The sequence below is a fragment of the Sabulibacter ruber genome (assembly GCF_017355955.1).
Taxonomy (GTDB): Bacteria; Bacteroidota; Bacteroidia; order Cytophagales; family Hymenobacteraceae; genus Nibribacter; species Nibribacter ruber_A.
On record NZ_JAFFID010000042.1, the window covers coordinates 1 to 359 of the forward strand.

Here is a 359-nt window from a genome sequence, read left to right on the forward strand (position 1 = left end):
CTGCCTCCAATTCTTGTACCTGGGAGCCCTCTGGACGAGCCGATTCTCTTAGACGGGTGGGTTATTGGCGGTGGTACAGGATGGGGAGATGTTTATACGCCAGGGACCAACGACGGACAAGTCGTTGGCGAGGCACTTGTGTTCTTCAACGAAGTTCACAAAGCCAATGTAACGAACACACTCGGGATGGAGTGGACCAACGGTTTCTTGAGCAGCCTTCAGCAGATCTCTCCAAACATCATTGAAACCGCATCAAGGACCATTGAAAGCGCCTTCAAAGCGTTCATGTACGCTGATCAGGTAGCTCAGACTAACGATGTCACAGCACTTACAGTAATTCGTGATATTGGTCAATGGTT

1 protein-coding gene is annotated in these 359 nt (G+C 49.9%); it reads left to right on the plus strand.

The features are described from left to right. Positions 1 to 359 (plus strand): hypothetical protein (locus JT719_RS24375; RefSeq protein WP_207436394.1); only part of this gene is annotated, 359 nt, incomplete at both ends.